This window comes from Streptomyces sp. S3(2020) (assembly GCF_013044505.1).
GTDB lineage: Bacteria > Actinomycetota > Actinomycetes > Streptomycetales > Streptomycetaceae > Streptomyces.
In genome coordinates this window covers 1-3,085 of sequence record NZ_JABERD010000438.1, presented here as the reverse complement: position 1 = coordinate 3,085, position 3,085 = coordinate 1, and the positions used below count along the sequence as shown (strand labels likewise).

The 3,085-nt window shown below is 73.0% G+C and carries 2 protein-coding genes and 1 pseudogene; all 3 read left to right on the top strand.

What is annotated here, in order from left to right:
* The coding region (locus HLK59_RS49235; RefSeq protein ID WP_171148212.1) for an ERAP1-like C-terminal domain-containing protein at positions 1–1,425 on the top strand (1,425 nt) is incomplete at its 5' end.
* Between the two features lie 105 nt (positions 1,426–1,530).
* Complete coding sequence (locus HLK59_RS49230) at positions 1,531–2,349, top strand: NmrA family NAD(P)-binding protein (RefSeq protein WP_171148211.1); 819 nt, start codon at positions 1,531–1,533, stop codon at positions 2,347–2,349.
* Between the two features lie 106 nt (positions 2,350–2,455).
* Positions 2,456–3,085 (top strand): annotated as a pseudogene (locus tag HLK59_RS49225) (aspartate aminotransferase family protein); the annotation flags it as partial.

Genomic DNA, 3,085 nt, shown 5'->3' with positions numbered 1-3,085 from the left:
GTCGCCCCCGACCCCGAGCTGGTGCCCGACACCGCCTCCGCCATGCTCAACTTCGACGGCATCTCCTACGCCAAGGGCGCCTCCGCACTACGGCAACTGGTCGCCTGGCTCGGCGAGAAGGACTTCCACGCCGGCATCAACACCCACTTCGCCCGCCACAAGTTCGCCAACGCCACCCTCGCCGACTTCATCGACTCCCTCGCCGACAGCACCGAACGCGACGTCCACGCCTGGGCACACACCTGGCTGGGCACCACCGGCGTCGACACCCTCAGGCCCCACGTCACCCGCGGCGCCGAAGGCACCTACACCCTCCAGGTCGAGCAGACCGGCAGCCGCCCGCACCGCATCGCCGTCGGCCTCTACGACCAGGACGTCTCCGACGAGGGCCGCCACCTCGTCCTGCGCGAACGCCTCGACCTCGACATCCCGCAGAGCGCACCCCTGCCCATCGGCAAGCGCCCCGCCCTGCTGCTCCTCAACGACGGCGACCTCAGCTACGCCAAGGTCCGCTTCGACGCCGACTCCTTCGACACCGTCCGCACAAGCCTGTCGGGCCTGCCCGACCCGCTCACCCGCGCCGTCGTCTGGAACGCCCTGCGCGACGCGGTCCGCGACGGCGAACTGGCGCCCACCGCCTACCTGGAGGCCGCCCGCACCCACCTCCCGCACGAGACCGACCTCGCCCTCGTCCAGGGCGTCCTCGCCTTCGCCTGCGTCCAGGTGGCCGGCCGCTACGTGACACCCGAGGAGCGCCCGGCGGCCCTCGCCACCCTGACCTCCCTGTGCCGCGACCTGCTGCGCCGCACCGAGGACGGCGACAACCCCGGCCTGCGCCTGACCGCCGTACGCCACTTCATCGACGTCGCCGCCCACCCCGACACCATCGCCGCCTGGCTCGCCGACGGCACCGTCCCCGGCGGCCCCGAACTCGACCCCGAACTGCGCTGGCGCGTCCTCGCCCGCCTCGCCGTCCTCGACGCCACCGACGAGAGCGCCATCGCCGCCGAACTCGACCGCGACCCGTCCGCCACCGGCCAGGAGGGCGCCACCCGCTGTCGCGCCGCCCTGCCCGACGCGGCCGCCAAGCGCGCCGCGTGGGAGGCCATGTTCGCCCACGACGACCTGTCCAACTACCTGTTCACCGCCACCGCCCAGGGCTTCTGGCAGCCCGAACAGGCCGAACTCCTCCAGGAGTACGTCCCGCGCTACTTCGAGGACGCCGTCGCCCTCGCCACCCGCCGCGGCCCCGCCATCGCCGACGCCGCAGGGCGCTACGCGTTCCCCGCCCACGCCGTCGACGCCGACACCCTCGGCCACGGCGAACGGTGCCTGCGCAACGCCGACCCCATCCCGGCCCTGCGCCGCAAGCTCGCCGACCAACTCGACGACCTGGCACGCGCGTTGCGGGTGAGGGAGGCGTAGGACCTCAGACGTAGGCCCCGGTTGCTCCCGGGAGACGACGCGGGAAGCTGATCGTCCGCTCTAGGCTACGGACAGTCAACGACGATCAACTCCGGGAGACCGAACGTGATCTTAGTAACCGGCGCCACCGGAAACGTGGGCCGTGCCCTCGTCGACCGCCTCCTCGCCGCGGGCCGGCCCGTACGCGCCCTCACCCGTGACCCGCGGCGGGCCGTACTGCCCGACGGGGTGGAGGTCATGCCCCTCCACCCCGACGAGCCCGTCTTCGAAGGCGCCACCAAGCTCTTCCTCTACGTCCAGGCGGCGAACGCCGACCTCCTCGCGGCCGCCCGCCGCGCCGGCGTCCGGCACGTCGTGTTCCTGTCCGCCGGATACGTCAAGGAGGACGCCGACGACAGCAACCCCCTGCGGATCACCCACGACAACGCCGAACGCGCCATCCGCGACAGCGGCCTGGCATGGACCTTCCTGCGCCCCCACGCCTTCGCCCTCAACGCCCTCCAGTGGGCCGGCCAGATCCGCGCCGGCGACACCGTCCGCGGCGTCCACCCGGGCGCGATGAGCGCGCCCATCCACGAGGACGACATCGCCGCCGTCGCCGAACACGCCCTCCTCGACGTCGGCCACGAAGGCGCCGCCCACATCCTCACCGGGCCCGCCGCGACCAGCAACGCCGACCAGATCACCGGGATCGGCCGGGCCCTGGGCCGCGACCTGGAGTACGTCGAGGTCCCGCCCGAGCGGGCCGCCGCCGAACTGTTCCCCCACCTGCCGCCGCACCTCCTCCAGTTCCTCCTCAAGAGCTGGGAGGCCGCCGTCGGCGCGACCCCCGAGATCACCGACACCGTCGAGAAGATCACCGGAACCCCGGCCCGCACCTTCGAGCAGTGGGCCCGCGACCACGCCGAAGCGTTCCGGAACTGACGGGGCCCGCTTCCCACACGTATTCCCCGCACGGAAGTACCCCCTTTCGGGTCTGAATCGCCGAACCTCTCGGGTGCGCCCACGCAACCGCGTACAAGCTGGGACCATGCGCACCCCGCCCCTGGCCTCAGGCCCCGAAGGCCCCCGCGCCCTGCGCCCGTTGCTCGACACCGTCCTCGACGCCCTGCGGGACGGCACGCGCGAGCGCGGGGGACCACTGCCGGCGGGAGGCCCGGAGACGGTCGCGGCCCGCGTACGGCACGCGATGGGCGACGTATTCCCCGACGAGGGCGACCCGGAGGCCCTACGGCACCTGGTGCGCGCGCTGGCCGAGGGCGCGGCGGACCCCGCGGACCCCTTGTGCGCCGCCCACCTGCACTGTCCACCGCTCGCGGTGGCGACGGCGGCGGACCTGGCGGCGTCGGTCCTCAACCCGTCCCTGGACTCCTGGGACCAGGCACCCGCAGCATCAGAGCTTGAGGAGCTGGTGACGCGGTCACTGGCAAACGAGGTCTACGTCGACGTGCTCAGGGGCGCGGGGAACTGCGCGACCAGCCACGACGGCGCCGCACCCGAATCCTTGGTGACAACCGGCGGCACCGAATCGAACCAACTCGCCCTTCTCCTGGCCCGAGAAGCCCTCGGCGCAGGCACCCGCCTGATCTGCGGAGCCAACACCCACCACTCCCTGCCCCGAGCCGCCTGGCTACTGGGCCTGCCCGACCCGGTGATCGTC